The 16,135-nt window shown below is 36.7% G+C and carries 16 protein-coding genes; 15 read left to right on the top strand and 1 reads right to left on the bottom strand.

The window, feature by feature from the left end; all coding sequences use genetic code 11:
• Nucleotides 1-11 precede the first annotated feature (11 nt).
• The 6 genes from Gferi_RS07330 (at nucleotide 12) to Gferi_RS29440 (ending at nucleotide 4,068) form a co-directional block, all read left to right on the top strand.
• Nucleotides 12-488: a YbaK/EbsC family protein gene (locus Gferi_RS07330; RefSeq protein WP_069975021.1), complete on the top strand. Its 477-nt coding sequence runs from the start codon at nucleotides 12-14 to the stop codon at nucleotides 486-488.
• Complete coding sequence (locus Gferi_RS07325) at nucleotides 478-759, top strand: hypothetical protein (protein ID WP_069975019.1); 282 nt, start codon at nucleotides 478-480, stop codon at nucleotides 757-759. Before Gferi_RS07330 ends, Gferi_RS07325 begins: the two co-directional genes overlap by 11 nt.
• 391 nt (nucleotides 760-1,150) lie before the next feature.
• Complete coding sequence (locus Gferi_RS29595) at nucleotides 1,151-1,300, top strand: helix-turn-helix domain-containing protein (protein WP_456297977.1); 150 nt, start codon at nucleotides 1,151-1,153, stop codon at nucleotides 1,298-1,300.
• Nucleotides 1,301-1,357: 57 nt separating this feature from the next.
• Nucleotides 1,358-1,624 carry a hypothetical protein gene (locus tag Gferi_RS29590; RefSeq protein WP_456297976.1) on the top strand — a complete coding sequence of 89 codons (267 nt, stop codon included), beginning with the start codon at nucleotides 1,358-1,360 and terminating at the stop codon, nucleotides 1,622-1,624.
• Nucleotides 1,625-1,829: 205 nt separating this feature from the next.
• A complete protein-coding gene (locus tag Gferi_RS07315) occupies nucleotides 1,830-3,212 on the top strand; it encodes a hypothetical protein (protein WP_069975017.1) in 1,383 nt (460 codons plus the stop codon).
• A gap of 673 nt (nucleotides 3,213-3,885) precedes the next feature.
• On the top strand, nucleotides 3,886-4,068 hold the full coding sequence (locus Gferi_RS29440) for a DDE-type integrase/transposase/recombinase (RefSeq protein ID WP_408607488.1): 183 nt from the start codon (nucleotides 3,886-3,888) through the stop codon (nucleotides 4,066-4,068).
• On the opposite strand, the gene Gferi_RS07305 is transcribed toward Gferi_RS29440, so the two are convergent.
• Nucleotides 4,063-4,977, bottom strand: a complete 915-nt coding sequence (locus Gferi_RS07305; protein WP_069975014.1) for a LysR family transcriptional regulator — start codon at nucleotides 4,975-4,977, stop codon at nucleotides 4,063-4,065. The two genes, Gferi_RS29440 and Gferi_RS07305, sit on opposite strands and share 6 nt — an antisense overlap.
• Before the next feature lie 612 nt (nucleotides 4,978-5,589).
• On the opposite strand from Gferi_RS07305, the gene Gferi_RS07300 reads away from it, so the two are divergent.
• From Gferi_RS07300 to Gferi_RS07260, 9 genes are all read left to right on the top strand, one after another.
• Nucleotides 5,590-6,870 (top strand): TRAP transporter large permease, encoded by a 1,281-nt coding sequence (locus tag Gferi_RS07300; RefSeq protein WP_069975013.1) that lies wholly within the window; start codon nucleotides 5,590-5,592, stop codon nucleotides 6,868-6,870.
• 15 nt (nucleotides 6,871-6,885) lie between these two features.
• Complete coding sequence (locus tag Gferi_RS07295; protein ID WP_069975011.1) at nucleotides 6,886-7,932, top strand: TRAP transporter substrate-binding protein; 1,047 nt, start codon at nucleotides 6,886-6,888, stop codon at nucleotides 7,930-7,932.
• A 225-nt stretch (nucleotides 7,933-8,157) separates the two neighbouring features.
• Nucleotides 8,158-8,649 carry a TRAP transporter small permease gene (locus Gferi_RS07290; RefSeq protein ID WP_069975009.1) on the top strand — a complete coding sequence of 164 codons (492 nt, stop codon included), beginning with the start codon at nucleotides 8,158-8,160 and terminating at the stop codon, nucleotides 8,647-8,649.
• Nucleotides 8,639-9,928: an FAD-dependent oxidoreductase gene (locus Gferi_RS07285; RefSeq protein ID WP_069975007.1), complete on the top strand. Its 1,290-nt coding sequence runs from the start codon at nucleotides 8,639-8,641 to the stop codon at nucleotides 9,926-9,928. Before Gferi_RS07290 ends, Gferi_RS07285 begins: the two co-directional genes overlap by 11 nt.
• Before the next feature lie 612 nt (nucleotides 9,929-10,540).
• Nucleotides 10,541-11,809, top strand: coding sequence for an IS110 family RNA-guided transposase (locus Gferi_RS07280; protein ID WP_069975005.1), 1,269 nt, complete (start codon nucleotides 10,541-10,543; stop codon nucleotides 11,807-11,809).
• A 260-nt stretch (nucleotides 11,810-12,069) separates the two neighbouring features.
• Nucleotides 12,070-12,534: a DUF2975 domain-containing protein gene (locus Gferi_RS07275; protein WP_069974998.1), complete on the top strand. Its 465-nt coding sequence runs from the start codon at nucleotides 12,070-12,072 to the stop codon at nucleotides 12,532-12,534.
• Between the two features lie 13 nt (nucleotides 12,535-12,547).
• Nucleotides 12,548-12,790 carry a helix-turn-helix domain-containing protein gene (locus tag Gferi_RS07270; RefSeq protein WP_069974997.1) on the top strand — a complete coding sequence of 81 codons (243 nt, stop codon included), beginning with the start codon at nucleotides 12,548-12,550 and terminating at the stop codon, nucleotides 12,788-12,790.
• Nucleotides 12,771-13,319, top strand: a complete 549-nt coding sequence (gene xrtK / locus Gferi_RS07265; protein ID WP_069974996.1) for an exosortase K — start codon at nucleotides 12,771-12,773, stop codon at nucleotides 13,317-13,319. The genes Gferi_RS07270 and xrtK overlap by 20 nt, the downstream gene beginning before the upstream one ends.
• Nucleotides 13,303-16,125, top strand: a complete 2,823-nt coding sequence (locus Gferi_RS07260; protein WP_069974995.1) for an MSEP-CTERM sorting domain-containing protein — start codon at nucleotides 13,303-13,305, stop codon at nucleotides 16,123-16,125. Before xrtK ends, Gferi_RS07260 begins: the two co-directional genes overlap by 17 nt.
• Nucleotides 16,126-16,135: the final 10 nt, after the last annotated feature.

The raw sequence follows: 16,135 nt of genomic DNA, 5'->3' as shown, positions 1-16,135 counted from the left end.
AGAAGAAAAACATGGCAATAGAGAAGGTTAAAGAATATTTTAAACAATACGGCATGGCAGACAAGATCCTAGAGTTTTCTGAATCCAGCGCAACGGTAGAACTTGCCGCACAAGCATTACACTGTGAGCCTCAGCGAATAGCAAAAACACTTTCCTTTCATTTAGGGGATAGCGTGATATTAATTGTTGTAGCCGGTGATGCCAAAATTGATAATCGAAAATATAAAGAGCAATTTGGAGTAAAAGCAAAAATGCTTGATTTTAATGAAGTTGAAGCGCTGATCGGTCATGTTGTCGGAGGTGTATGCCCATTTGCCGTGAATAAAGAGGTAGAGATTTATTTAGATGTATCTTTAAAGCGCTTTGAAACCGTTTTTCCTGCTTGTGGCAGCGGGAATAGCGCAATTGAATTGACGATAGATGAGCTAGAGAAATATTCAAGGTTTCTTCAATGGATTGATTGCTGTAAAGGATGGAATGAGTTGTAAATTGGGAGAAAAAAGAATTGTGCCCGGTAGTGCAATCGGCTTACTGGCTATATGTCTGTTGATAGGAGACGCTGCTGATGAAACAAGGCAAGCGTACAATGAAGAAATACGTTATTTTGTAGAAAACAATAAAATAAGCGTGAATATCAGCCTCCGCTTTACTCATGGTTCTTATATCGGATATTTCATTGTAAATTACAAATACAGTAACAATAATCTTATCATAGAACAGATAAACTTTACGGCAGGAGGCCCTAATAGCTATAATTGAAATTTCTGTCTAAGGTATGTTAAAAACGATTAGTAAACTAAAATAAAAACAGTGATCCCTTTAGCACGCCCCCAATAAAGAAGTATTTGTACAGCACCCGGCATAGTCAGTTTTGGCTATGCCGTTTTCCTGTTCCTTTGCCGTTTTCCCTGAAAGCCGTTCCTGCCCCCTTATGGCGGCGTTTCCCCACATTAGCACGGTCCCCGCACTTCGGGTATTGGGGCCCCCACAAAGCTACGAGGCTTTGCGCCGACGAGGCCCGAAGTGCGGTTCATGGCTGTGCTTCTCCTGCGGTGGGATCCCTTTCGAACGGTCATTCACTTGTGCTGTCCACTGATGAACTAATCCAAGTGTATACTTTTTTGACCGCCCGTTCCGTATATCCACAAGGTTGGAAAACAGCCTGACGCTGGAGCAGTTGGAGAAGCAGACAGGTATTTCAAAATCCGCTTTGGGAAACTATGAAATAGAGGATTACAAGGACATCAGCCATACCAGCATTTTGACGCTGGCGAAATTCTACGGCGTGTCCGCTGATTAGCTGTTAGAGCTGACCGAAACAAAAAATCACCCAAATGCAGACCTTGCGGAACTACATTTGAGTGATGAAATGCTAGGGCTATTAAAAAGCAGGAAAATCAATACCCGCCTGCTTTGTGAGATGGCGGCGCATAAGGACTTTGTGAAGCTGTTGGCTGACATTGAGATTTATGTGGACGGCATTGCCCGTATGCAGATACAAAACCTGAATACGCTGGTGGATATGGCAAGGGTGAAAATCACGGAGAAGTATCAGCCTGGCGGGGAGGATACCCATATCCGGCTGTTGGAAGCCGCCAACTGGGGATTGATTATACCAAGCTGACACCGGAGGAATTTCAATTGCTGATGAAGGTATTGGCGAAATCCAAGCATTTGAATATTTCTAAGAGGAAACGCAGGAAGAAGCGGAAATAAACTTGTAATGCTTGGACTTATTTGGTAAGATCGTATGGAAAATAAATACTTGGCAGCACATCATGCCAGTTAAAGTTCAATAATCATATCTATATTTGGGAGGTACCTGAAATATGAAAAAAACGTATTTATTTGCTATATTACTATTTGTTACACTTTTAACAGTTTCGTGTACGAGGCCAGCTTCTGAAAGTGATAGGCATACGGATTCCATATTTCCAACGGCAATGAATGCAACACCGGAGCCAATGCCGCTTACTCCGCTGGAAGAGTATATTGCTCTTGTTGAAAGCTATATTGATGGTGCTTCATTTCAGCAGATGGACGAAAGCAGAACAAAACAAGTATCTGATATGCTGATGGGACATTACGATATCATAGGGCGAACAGCAGGAGATGGCATGGATTATTACTTGGCCGTCCGACGTAAGGATGCTCCCGTATATGATGATTTTAGCAGCATTGATATAGGATATTTTTCAGAAGCCGGTGTAAAGAATGAAGTTCTTCAAATCGGCTATTACGATAAGGATATTGATTCAAACATTCTATATGAGCTTGAAGGCTATGATCTTCTTGAGTTACCTTTTGGGAATAAAAACCTTGACTGCTTTTGCTTCAGTGAAAGCAAAAGCTCTGATGAATATGCAAATCAGACATTCATTCTTGCATTTACGCAAAATGGAAGAGATCGGCTTGATTTTATTAGAAAAAACGCAGGTTTGTCGTTATATAGCGCAAATTCTCCCCGCATTGAATTTTATTATCAAGACAAGGATACCATAAATTTCTATTCATCGCCATACTCCTGTTTCATCAACATAAGCGGCAATGAACTCGAAGAAATTAGCAGCCTATTCTCATCTTCGGAGGGTATAGATAATGTAAAATCACGACAAGATGCATGGAAGTATCTGCATGAAGAAGACAGCTCCATACGCTCAACAGGTGCCAGACTGCATATAGACGGGAAGCAATATGAGTTTATGGGCAATAGTAATTCAGCAGGTTATATCATGTCTACTATGGATGAGCAGGGATTTATTGCCCTTGAATACAACGAAGCCGTATATAGCTTTGTTATGGATAAAATAAAGAATGTCATGGAAATAGACTACGGAAGCTTTGATGCACAATGGTTTAAAATTCCTCTCAAGAGTGCCAGTATTGATTTTCCGGAAAGTGTAGAGCAAGCCGATGGCTCCTATACCACTGATTTGCGGTCGCAGACCGTAAATACTCCGGAAAAGCTCAATGCGTTGTCAAAGCTCATGAATAGAGCGATAAACAGCGAGGAGATATACGGTTTTTCCGGCTGTCCTTACATTGCTTCGATAAAGTTCACACGCGAGGACGGCGAAATTCTGCGTGTATTTATCGCTACCGATTCCTGTGATTCCATGACATATGATGGAAGGATAGGTTTCGAATATGGTAAACAGTCTGATATGGCGGAAATTTTTGATGAAGCTATGGCAGATAGGTTGCTAAATTAGTATTTTCTAATTTAGCTTAGCAGGGGAATGAAGCATTATGATGAGCTTATAAATCCTATCTTATCAATAGGGTTGATGCAAAAGAAAGAGTAATCCCGCAAAAGCATCTAAACGGCTTCGCTACGTTTGTGGCAATTGGTTGGTTTATGCAGTGGGCCCTGCCCCGCGCCTCCTCCAAAGAACAGGAATAGGGCATATGCTCCACGGACGGAGTTCTAGGGGGGACGCCTCTGGATACCTTGCGGGACTTTGGGCCAATTTGTCCCGAAGTTCAGACGATAGACGGGGCTTCATATACGCCCTGTCCGCTGCTGAAATCGGACTGTCATTGGCGGCTTTCCTGCCGTTTCAAACGCCCTTGCCCTCCCCGGCGGCAACGCTGGCAGAGCGTATAACACACTACACTTTGATTCGCAAAGTTGTGTGCCAAAGGGTGCCCCTTTGGAAACCCTATTTTGAGTGTCGCGGCTTTGCCCTACCCCTCAAAATACAAAAGACGGGTTATCAGCTTTACGCCGATAGTCCGTCTTTCGTTGTCACATTCCGCTTGCCGACTGCCCAATCTGAATCTTTCTCGATACTTTTTTATTAGGTGTCAGCCTTTGCAGCAGCATTGTTTTTATATAGTCTAAAGTTTACTCGGAGTAGTTGAAGAAGTATATATAAGAGTTTTATGTATTTATTTGTCATAATTGCTTGGTACAGCAGATGCATTGTAGATGACGAGTTATCCAGTTCATTAGAAAAAAACTTTGTAACGGATTGCTTAAAAAGAGCATTATCTACAAGAAAACCAGAGATTACAAATAGCGACCAGGGAAGCCACTTTACCAATCTACTTTTCGGTAATCTATAACGTTTCTAGATTATTATAATAAGATAAAATATGTTCAATAAATTTTTGAATAGTACTCGAACGAACATCCTTATGCGTGACAATAGCAGTGTTTCTTCTAATGGGATTATTTATCCTTAGCGTTGCTAAATTATCGTTTCCCGTAGCTACTTTTTTTGATAGCAGTGATACTCCATAATTCTCATTGATTAATCCCAATATTGTATCTACCTGATTCGATTCAAACGCAATTTTAGCGGGAATATTTAAATATTTAAGCGTAGTTTTTATCACAGTATTTAGGCTGTATCCATTGTCAAGTATAACAAGTTTTTCGTTAGCTAATTCACCCCAATCTATTTTCGTTTTCGAAGCAAGCTTATGATTCTTATTAACGATTAAATAGTATTCATCCTCTAAAAGTGTAAATAGATTTAAGTTTTCTAAAGAGTAATTTGAAATATTTGAACTATTTAAGAACGGGTATATGATGTGAGCGATAAACGCCATATCAATCTTACAACTGATTAGCATATCCATTAAGCATATAGTATCACCTTGTTTGATATTTATATCAAGACTTGGAAACTTATCTAAAAAAGAAGCAATTGGGGTTGTTAGTCCTACTTTACTCATATGTTCTATACTACCGATATTTATTGAGTGACTGTTACTATACAATTGTACTTTCTGTAGAGTATTGTAATATTCATCTAATAATATTTTAGCATGTTGTAGTAACTCTTCGCCTGCTAATGTTAGGGAAATGTTTCTAGTATTTCTATTAAATAGTTTAACACCTAACTCTTTTTCCAATTTTGCAATATGTTTAGATAATGAAGACTGAGATAATAATACCTCATTAGATGCTTCTGTAAAACTTTTGTTTTTGGCAATACTGATAAAATATTCAAGTTGTAAAAAATTCACATATCCACCCTCTTTTATTTTGGGATTGTTAACACCGCTAGCGTTCCCAAAGATTAGCAATCCAGAGTCTAAAATATAAGAAGCTTATTGCGGATAAACCTCCAATTATATAAACATGAGAAATGACCATCTATAAAAAAACCATTGCTGTCTAATCGCCTGTCTGTCCCAGATAAGGAGCGAAACATATCTGCCAAATGGCAGATCCTAATCAAACTTTCCAAATGCACCTTCTTAACTTATAGTTTTAAGCATTAATCTTAGAAATTTTGAGAGTCATAAAATGATGACTGTATGTATTTTAATAATTTACAGTTTTTCGTATACGATGATACTCTTTTTTTCTGAGATTTTTTGTTGTGCATAGTTTTCGAAAATTTCTTAAAACTATCTTGTTTTTTAAAGAATATAATTATTTCTATAAAAAATCAATATAAACAGAAAGATTTTCCTGTCATTTATTCTGAATGTGAATAAATGACAGGAAAAACTGAATTGATAGATGAGCTAAATTAAATTTATAATAAAAATGAACTAAGTGACTGTAATTATACGAAAGGAGAACGATTTCATTCAGTAACTAAAAAATTATTAAGAAATAGGAGGGAGAAAATGGAGCTTATTGCTTTATTATTTACTTTCATAGCATTAATGCTTCTTGGAGTTCCTGTAGCTATGACTATGTTTGGTGCCTCTATTGTGTACATAATAATGGACCCAACCCTAAGCTTAGCCAATATTGCCACTAAAGTGGTAGGTGGGGTAAGCTCATATTCTCTTTTGGCGTTACCATTATACGTTATGGCAGGGGAAATTATGAACTCTGCTGGAATAACTAGAAGATTATTTAATCTTCCATTAAGCTTCATAGGACATGTTAAAGGTGGCCTTGCTCATGTCAATATATTAGCGAGTATGTTGTTTGCAGGAATGTCAGGGTCTGCTATTGCAGATACGGCTGGTCTAGGTAAAATAGAAATGCAAGCCATGGAAGAAGAAGGTTATGATACGGGATTCAGTGCAGCAATAACAGCTGCATCATCAACTGTTGGGCCTATTGTACCACCTAGTACAACTTTAATTGTATATGCTACAGTGGCTGAAGTATCAGTAGCTAGATTGTTTTTGGGTGGATTAATGCCAGGTATTATTATGTGCACACTTATGATGATGTACGTCACATTTATTGCATCAAAACAATATAATTTTCCAACTAGAAGCAAAAACAGTTGGGAAGACAGATTTGTTGCGTTCAAAGAAGCAATTTTTCCTTTAATTACACCAGTAATTATAATTTTAGGTATTGTCACAGGAATAACAACTGCGACAGAAGCAGGCGCAGTAGCGGTGATTTATTCACTTTTTCTTTGTTATTACTATACTCGATTTACTCTTTCAAAATTTATAGAAATCATGAAAGCTGCATTTAATACAACAGCTCAGATTTGTTTTATAGTAATAGCATCAGCATTATTTGGATGGGTTATAACAATTGCAAAAGTGCCGGATTTAGTAGGGAATTATTTATTTGCCCTAGGTGCAAGTAAATGGATTGTACTCCTATTGATAAATATATGTTTACTTTTCTTAGGATGTTTCTTGAGTATTACATCTTCAATACTTATTGCTACACCTACGCTTGTTGTTTTAGCATCCATGTATAATATTGATTTAGTACACTTAGGTATTGTAATGACCTTAAACTTAACAATAGGATTGCTTACGCCACCAGTAGGTTGGAATTTATATATTGTCAGTGGACTTGCAAATATTTCATTCGAAAGAATGGTTAAATCAGTTATTCCATTGCTGATACCATTACTAATATCTCTATTGATTATTACTTATTTTGATCAAACGGTTTTATGGTTACCCAATTTAATTATTAAGTAAAAAGGAGAGATGAAAATGAAGAAAGTAGTAGGTTTAGTTTTAGTAGTAGCCATGTTCATGGTGTTGTTAGCAGGATGTAGTCAAAACGCTAGTTCATCTGGCTCATCACCAAGTGAGCAAAAATCACAGCAGACGGGGAAAAAAGAACCAATTGTTCTAAAGCTAGCAGTGGAAAGTGCGGTAGGTACACCAGGAGAAGTATCTGGACAAGATTTCAAAAAAATGGTAGAAGAAAAAACGAATGGTGAAGTGATGATTGATTATTATCCAGTAGGACAATTAGGTACGGGAGATGATTTAACAGAATTGCTGCAAACGGGTTCTGTAGATATGTCATGGAGAGCTATTGATTGGTATTCAAAATTTGAGCCAGGCTGGAATATACTTTCAATGGGATTTTTGTTTAGAGACCAAGAACACCTGAATATGTTTTTGACAAGTAGTAAAAATGAAGAATTCAAAGCAAATATAGTAAATAAGGCGGGATTAAGAGTATTAGCAGATAATGGCGTAGCTGCTCCAAGAGTCGTCATATCTAAAAAACCAATCAACACGCCTGAGGATATGAAGGGCATTAATATGCGGGTTCCTGAAATTGAGATGTATCTTAAAACATGGACTGGTGTAGGTGTTAACGCTGTTTCAGTACCTTGGGGAGAGGCATATATGGTATTACAGCAAGGTACAGTTGATGCGTTGGAGTCGCCGCTAGGTTCTATCTATGGCATGAAATTCCATGAAGCAGCTAAATATATTACAATGACTAATCATATTTACAGCCCATATGTAATGGTTATCAATGAAAAGTCATATAACAAGTTGACCGAGGAACAAAAGACAATTATTAGGGAAAGCGCTTTCGAGACAGGAAAACTATTTTCAAAATACGATTCGGAATCTGCTGATATAAAGGTACAAGAAATGATGAACCAAGGTGTAACCATCAATAAAACACCTGATATTGCTGCTTTTCAAGCTAAAATGGAAAGTGTAGTAGAAAAAAGTGAAAAGGACCGATTGTGGCCAGAAGGATTATATGATTACGTACAAAGTTTGAAGTAGTTTATATATATACTTATTCGTTACTATTAAGGGGTAGAAAGCTATTAGGTTAGTCTGCCCCTTGATTGTATCAGTGTAGAGTATGGGTAAAGTTTTTAATCATTTTGTTTTCTAATACAAAAATTGAACAGGATTTTAGCAAATGTCTATTTTGAAGTTAATCACTATATTAAGATAGGGAATTACACAAAGTTCAAGATAGTTCCAAGTGGAAGGAGTAATGTAATGTATTCAATATATAAAAAGATACAAAGTTTAATTATCAGAATGTTCTACATTATCGTTTATACAGCCTCAATTATAATACCAGTTATTTTAGCTATTCAAGTCATATTCAGATATTTTTTAAAAAGTCCAATTCCTGGAGTCGAAGAATTAGCTAGTGCATCATTTATTTGGCTTGTTATTTTTGGATCAGCTATTCTTTTTAAAGAAAAAAAGCATATAGCTGTTGATATGTTTGTCAGAAATAAATCGGAAAATATAAAAAAAATTATAGATATAGGCAATAACGTATTTATGCTCTTAATTTTTGCAGTATTGATATATAGCTGTTATATTTCAATACCAAATCAAATGTTTTACAAAACGGTGGTTTTGAAAATCTCAAGATCAACACACACCATTGCTTTGATGATCAGTTTCATTTTTATGTTGATGTGCTGTATAGAGAATATTATGAGGGGCTTATTGGGAGGACATATAAATGCCAAATAAGAAATATGCTGCAGATGTAATTGTTGTCGGAGGAGGATTGGCAGGAGTAATTAGCGCAATTATTGCAGCTAGAAATGGATATAAAGTTATTTTGATTGAGAAAGGAAGTTGTTTAGGCGGCATTGCCACTGCTAGTATGCTCGGAGAAATAAATGGAGCCTATTTGAATGGTGAGATAGTGGTTTCTTCTATTGGAGAAGAAATCATAAATAATCTTGCAAAAAGAGAAGCAGCATTATTTGAGGACAATATACCAATGACATCGAACCCTGCAATACAGGTTGATAGAGTTAGATACAACAGCGAATACTTGAAAATTGTATTAGATGAAATGGTTGCTAAGGAAAATATTCAATTATTCTTCTGTAGTAATATAAAAACAATTGAAAATAGTAATAATAATATCCAAATTACGCTGACAAATTTATATGAAGATTTGATTATAGATGGACGAGTACTAATTGATTCCACGGGTAATTCAGAATGTATTTATATGCTTAGAGAGAAAACAGTATCAACCTGTAAAGATAAGAAACAAGCTGTAACTGAAATATTTAAGATGGGCGGAGTTAATATCGTTGAGTTTAATAAACTCAAAACAGATGAAATACAGGATATAATATTAAAAGGTACTACAAGCTCTATTTTACCTAGTAATATTATGAGCATGCTAAGGGTTCCGGGTACAAATGATATTGTTATAAATTGTACGAGGTGTGAGAATATTGACCATGAGTCCATAGAAGATATTTCAATGGCATTGATCGAATTGCGTCAGCAAATCAACAGGATTATTCCGTTCATTAAAGAAAATGTGAGAGGATGTAAGAACGCTTATTTAAGTGGTATAGCATCGTCAATTGGAGTTAGAGACAGAAGAAGAATAGATGGTATGTATGAATTAACAGGAGATGATCTCATAGCCTGTAAAACTTTTAAGGATTCGGTTGCTGTAGGTGTCTATCCTGTAGATCTGCATGTGAGGACAAACAAAAACTCCAGTGTTGAATTTATAAAGATTGGCGGTAATGGGATATATAAAATACCGTATAGAAGTATGCTAACCAAAACGTTAGATAATGTAATAGCCAATGGTAAATGTATAGCAGCAGATGATGTAGCTTTTGGAGCATTTAGGGCTTTAGGTTCGATTATGAATATTGCAACAGCAGCAGGAGCAGCAGCATCTCTGGCGATTAAAAACAATAGCAGCGTAAAAAATGTAGATATTCAGGAATTGCAAGGAATGTTAAGAAAGTTAGGAGTTAAAGAAATTTGAATGAATTAATAACATTGAGTATCCGTTTAGTAAATCAGATTTTTTAGTTTGGAACTTAGTAATTGTAAAATTGATACGGTAAATCTTACCACAAGTAGCGGTACTTTTGGATAGGGTTTTGGAAAGGCTCTTCCTTTGGTTAGTAGCGAAAACATACAAAGGAAGAGTGTCTATTTTATGGAATCTTATGTGTTAGAGTTCTTGATATAGAAACGGAAAAGGCCAAAATATTAAAGCTGATTACTACTCCTTTTGTTATAAATAGAAGGGGTAGTTTTTTTCAATATAATAATTAATTATGGCTCAAGTTTTGAGGGAGATTGACCTTAATTCAAGAACCATCCCTTGTAATATGTAGTTAGAAGGATTATTCATTTTAAGATTTTAAAAGTCCGAACAATCATCAAAAAGGGTATATGCATTTTGAAGGATATAAATGTAACCGTCCCAGGGAAGAATTTTCTATACCCGACATTCAGACTATTATTCCATTTCAAAAGCATATACGTTTTGGCTGGTTGGGATCACTTATTCCCGTTTAACGCGCAAGGCTGTAATCTCTAGGGAATGGAATGGATAATCCTCCAAAACTATACTAAGGAGGAATTTCATATGAAAGGAGAATTTCCAGTAATAGGGGCTGATGTGGCAAAAGACTTTTGCTACTATGCTGCGCTTTCTCCAACAGGTGAAACTTATCTCAAACCATTTAAGGCTTTAAACACAGGAGAAGGACTAGCTTCAGTCATCAACCAAATAGAAAAAGTGGAGAAAGCCTTTAATAGGAAACCAGTAATCGTCTTAGAATCCACTGGTCACTATTCAAATCGCCTCGTCCACTTCTTCACACGCCATAACTTGAAGGTATATTTAATTAACCCTCTCCTATCTCATTCTATCAAAAATTCCACGGTTAGGAAAGTCAAAACAGATAAGGTAGACGCTGAGGAACTTGCAAAGATGTACTTCTTTATGAACTTAAAAGAACATCAAATGCAGGATGAGTACCTTGAGAACCTAAAGATATTAACCCGTACCCATTATCATCTTTCAGAGCAAAGAGTTAGTGTAATGAATCAGTTAAAAGCTGCTATCGAACAGGTTATGCCCGGATTTACAAAGGTTTTTAAAAGTATTTCCTGTAAAACATCCCTAGAATTATTAGTTCGTTATCCGTCTCCAACATCTTTTCTAGAAGGAACCAAAGATGATATTGTTCAAATCGTCAGAACTACCTCGAGAACATCTATGGCCTATGCTACGAAAAAATATGAACTCATTCTGAAGAGTGCACAGGAAGGGAAGGAGACTGGAATTCTATTAACTGCCTATGAACAAATCATCATTGTCTATGCAAATCATTTAAAGCATATTAATGAACAACTTGATTTGATAGATAAAAAGATAGAGGCTTTAGCAATCAACATACCTGCAATTCAGCTACTTCGTAGTATTCCTGGTATAGGTAAAAATCTAGCTCCTATCATAGCTGGAGAGATTGGAAGCATTGCAAGGTTTCAAAGTTCTAAGCAGCTTGTAGCCTATTGTGGCATTGACCCATCCGTTAAACAATCAGGTAACTTCATTGGGACAAAGAATAAATTTACAAAGGGAGGATCTAGATTTATTCGCAAGGCACTCTATATTGCAGCCACAGTAGCCATTAGACAAAACCCTAACGGGCAGTACGTCAACAAAGTTATTTATGACTACTATCACAAAAAGATACAGATCAAAGCTAAAAAACAAGCTTTAGGAGCAGTGATGAACAAACTCGTAAGGATCATATTTTCTGTACTTAAAAATGAGAATCCATTTGTCTTAATCACGCCTGAAGAGCAAGTGAAAATGCATCGGTCTAATGTGAAGATAGTAGCCTAGAGAAATGTATTAGCTAAACTGAATATTTTACTTTAGCTCTTTTAAAAAGTTCGGCAGAATAAAAGGGCTGATTCCTATGCCCCTTATCAGTAAATCGTTATTTAAAATTTACTCTTGACATCAGTTAGCTGGTCTGGATTGATATTGATAAGAAATAAAAAATTATTGAAAAACGATAAAAAATTATTGAAAAATTAGATTAAATCGTATAAGATAGATTCAGATATATATTCGGAGGGTCATAGAAAGGAGTTATGAAAATGAAAATAATCGGTGAGAAATCACTGGCATCGGCTGTAAAGATTTTACTGGATTTAATCTTTCTTAGCGGGATTGGAATACTGCTCTCACTGCCTGTCTCTGTACGATGGTATCTGGCTCATGTCCATGGCAGCAGGGACGAAAGGATGTACTATTTTCTACTTGGATTATTAGCAATTACAGGTATATTAGCCCTGGGCATTGTAAGAGAAATCCGAAGGATATTTAACACATTAAATGGAAAAGATCCCTTCATCATAGAGAATGTAAAGAGTTTGAAGCACATGGGCATATTTTCCTTTGCCATTGCGTTTTGTTATGGAACCAAAATATTCTTCCTAAATTCTTTTTTCACCATTATTATTTTGATGATCTTTGTGATTGCCGGATTTTTTTCAATTATTTTAGCAGAGGTTTTTCGGAAAGCCGTAGAAGTAAAAGTAGAGAACGACTATACCATATAGAAGGAGGGGTATCATGGCAATTATTATCAATCTAGATGTGATGATGGCCAAACGCAAAATAGGTGCCATGGAATTGGCCAATAGAATTGGGATTACCCCTGCAAATTTATCTATTTTAAAAAATAATAAAGCAAAGGCTATTCGCTTCTCTACTTTAGAGGCAATATGCAAAGAGTTGCGCTGCCAGCCTGGAGATATTTTAGAGTATGTAGAAAGTGAGGGGGATAATGAACAGGATGGAGAGACAGAAAGCTAGGCTGTTAGCATTAGTCGTATTATATCTGTGTATGATTGGGGCTGCTTTTAGATTATACTTGCTTTACCGGTACGGGTCTGTAGAAGATTTGCTGTTTATTATCAAACCTGTTGCATTTTTGGTGGAAAAAGCTTTGGGAATTAGATTTTATTATGATCAGGATCTTGGATTTGTGAGCCAACAAGGAAATGTGGTGATCAATCAAGCATGTTCTGGTATCAGATTTTGGATTGCTGTTTATTGTATGCTAGGTTTTTCCTTTGTATCCAGGGTGAAAAGTATTGGGAAAAAGTATATGATGACTTTCGGTTTTGTCTTATTTTCCTATGGGATCACAATTTTTGCCAATGCATCCAGAATTATTACAGCTATAGGAATTTTGAATTTGGCTATTGTTGAAAGTACCACTTCAGAAAGATTCCTCCATCAATCTATAGGGGTACTATTTTACTGGATCTATCTATGTATTATTTATGTTCTTTTTGAAAAGTTGATTAGAAAAGAGGGAAAATATGAAAAAGCTGTATAATCCGTTTTTTATCCTATTTACGGTAACCCTTCCACAGTTGTTAATGATGGGGATATTTGCAAGGATATTTTGGTTCTTACATACAGAATTTACAGAAAAACAAGTTTTTCATTGGACTGTATTTGGGAGCTTGCTGGGGATTGTTTGCTTAGGGTTTACCCTTTATGGAATTTTGCGATGGAAACAAAAAAAAGAACTGCAAATCTATGTTGCCTACGGCATATTTGTTTTCTATTTCTGCTTTTTAATTGCCTACTTTTTCATTTATACAGAAATGATTCCTGCTGCGATTCCATCTTATATGCTTATGGGGATAACTCCTGGTATCACCACATTAACCCTTACTATGCCGGCCCTGGCCCACGGTGCCTTGCTCATTATAGAAAATACTGTAGAGCACTATCAGATGCAATCTATTTTAAAGCCCTTTTTCTTTATGATCGCTATGCCCCTCTTCTGGTATCTATTGATGAATCTTTTGAGTATGGGAAGCTTATCAGGGATGCATGCATTTGAATATATGTTTCCTGTTATATTTGTAATAAGTTCGGCAGCATTTTTGCTTTTATTTGTGACCATTCTATATATTGCATTAAAACGAAAATCCAATCTTTGGAACCAGTATATAGGAGCCATGGTTTTTCTTGGTTCTTTAATGGGTTTAACTCTCAATCAATCCTTAGGGAATCTATTCGGAGATTTCTCTCATTTTGGATTCTATTTGTGTAATATGGCAGCAACCGGTGTGCTCATGATTCCACCCGTTACGAAGGCAAAAACAAGGCTGTTTATTTTCATGACAAAGGGGTGCCTGCTATGGTATAGTTTATACTTCTTTATGGTGTTTTTACCCTATATCCCCCTGTCTTTGATGGGTATTATTGTGTTTGGATTAGGAATATTGCTGCTGGTGCCTATCGTATTGCTATTTCTTCATATGCAGTCTCTATGGACAGATTATGGATATCTTCAGCAGTTCTACAATAAACGAAGGCTTATCGCCATTTTTGTCCTGCAGTTATTAGTGATTCCTACAATAATTGGGATTACAGTAAGACAGGATCAAAAAAATCTAAATCAGGCGCTACAGTATACTTATCAACGGGGCTATCAGGAAGAAAAAATGCCTTCAGTCAACAGACCGGGAATACGCCGGGCACTTCAAACCATCAAGCATATCAATGGAATGGATTCCGGAAGGAACAATTTTTTTACAGGGAGGACCAGTACACCCTATCTTACTTCCCTATATCATTATTATGTGCTGGATAATCTATCGATTTCACCGGATAAAGTGAGGAGATTGGAAGAAATATTCTTTGGAGAATATAGTGGTAGGGAAGTACTTGGAAGGACTGAAGCCAATACAAGTACAGATGTACGGATCAATGAAATCAAAAGCGAAACCCTATATGACCCGGAACAACAGGTATATCGGAGTTGGGTAAATTTTGAATTAGAAAATACCCTGGATCAGCTTAGCGAATTTTATAGCATTTTTACTATACCGGAGGGAGCCTATATCAGCAATTATTATCTCTATGTAGAAGGTGAGAAAAAATATGGAATGATTGCCGATAAGCGAGCTGCAAACTGGATTTATGAACAGAATAAGATACGCAATAGGGACCCGGGGGTATTAACCTATCTGTCCGGTAATGAAATCGAGTTTAAGATATTTCCATTTTTAGGAAATGAGGTCCGGAAAACAGGGTTTGAAATCCTCCATCGTGCGCCAATAGAGCTTAGGATTGGAAGCGAACGTTTATCTCTCCAAAGTGCTACCTCAGCCACCTATGCAGGGAAACCGGGAGATAGGACTCTCCATCCTCAGATCCAGTATCTAACAAAGGAAATGAAGGCGGAGCTTCCTCGTATGATTCGAAAACCTAAGTATTATTTTCTTTTGGATTATTCCAAAGGCAATGAAAAAAATACCGATGAATATATCCAGAGAGTGAAACACTTTATTGAAGAACAGGGAATTCATGAAGCAATAGGTGAAATCATTGGGGTTAACTTTGAGGAAAATAGAGTTAAATACCAGAAAGGCTGGGAAGATCAGCTTCAAGGAACAGAGATTAAAGGCGGGTTTTATACTGATTTTCCGGTAAAAAGAATATTGTATGAACACTATAGCTGGCATTTGGAAGAAGAGCCGATTTTTGTCATGGTAACAAATGCAATTGAGAAGACTATACTTTCTAAGGATTTCAGTGAGTTTAGATTTACAAACCCTGAGGGGCTTAAATATTACCACTTGGAAAATACAGAAAGGTTGATGGAGCACTCTTTGGAAATCCAGCCAGCCTATGATCAGGGAAAAGTTGCTCTGGAAATCCCCCAAAATCCTGTTTTACTATGGACGGGGGAGGATGGAAGAAATATCTATTTGCCTGATGATGGACAGGACAGCATAATATTATTGGAAGATCGTTATGATGTGACCCCGGATGAATTCAAAGGACCGGGCTGGGAGAATGGGGTTATGCTCCAAGCTCTGTATAGAAGCTATTTGCTGCATCCTGAGCAGTATTTCGAAAAATCTTTGTCACTTGTAAAAGGCAGCATTACCAGTCATGTGATGAGCCCGCTCACTTCTTTTATAGTATTGGAAAATCAGGCCCAGGAAAAGGTAATGTTAGAGAAGCAAAAACAAATATTAGAAACAAAAAAGCCCCTTGATATAGGAGATAGGATAGAGATGAATGAACCACCCTTGCTGATAATGATTTGTTTGGGAATAGGCTTCCTAATGATTAGGAAGCTTTGGAGGAAAAGAAAAATAAGCGGGGAATTATTCTAATTAAGGGTTG

Origin of the sequence: Geosporobacter ferrireducens (assembly GCF_001750685.1) — a bacterium.
Taxonomy (GTDB): Bacteria; Bacillota; Clostridia; order Peptostreptococcales; family Thermotaleaceae; genus Geosporobacter; species Geosporobacter ferrireducens.
This window is presented reverse-complemented; position numbering and strand designations above follow the sequence as displayed.